Source organism: Campylobacter sp. MG1 (assembly GCF_026616895.1).
Lineage (GTDB): Bacteria > Campylobacterota > Campylobacteria > Campylobacterales > Campylobacteraceae > Campylobacter_E.
Window position 1 is genome coordinate 1 of the sequence record NZ_JANYME010000049.1, and the last position, 414, is coordinate 414.

Genomic DNA, 414 nt, shown 5'->3' on the forward strand with positions numbered 1-414 from the left:
TTTCTTTTTCTTTAATATCGCATATTACTTTATCAACATCTACTTTCCAACTTTTAATCATATTCAATGACTCTTCTTTAGAATAATTTTTAGACCCATAAAACAACTCCTCTTTAATTTTATCAGGTGCGTCAAAGAATTCTATTAAGCCTTTTTCTGAGAATTTTTTTAATACATTACACAAGGCTTCAGTAGATAGTTCTGTGCCTAAGAAATCCCATGTACTTATTTTATTCTTTAAAGCAATATAACAACCAATCTTGTTATACATTGCTCTAATATTTTCTTCATATAAACCCATACTTATATTATTTAACTCTTCATCACTAAAATCTATGTCTATTGTTCCTGTTTTATTCTCTTTAAGAAATTCTACGCACATAATTCCTTGATTAGTTGCATAATGAATATAAT

The 414-nt window shown here is 26.6% G+C and carries 1 protein-coding gene; it reads right to left on the reverse strand.

The window, feature by feature from the left end:
* Window positions 1–382: hypothetical protein (locus NY022_RS09640; protein ID WP_267525669.1), on the reverse strand; the 382-nt coding region annotated here is incomplete at its 3' end.
* Window positions 383–414 lie beyond the last annotated feature (32 nt).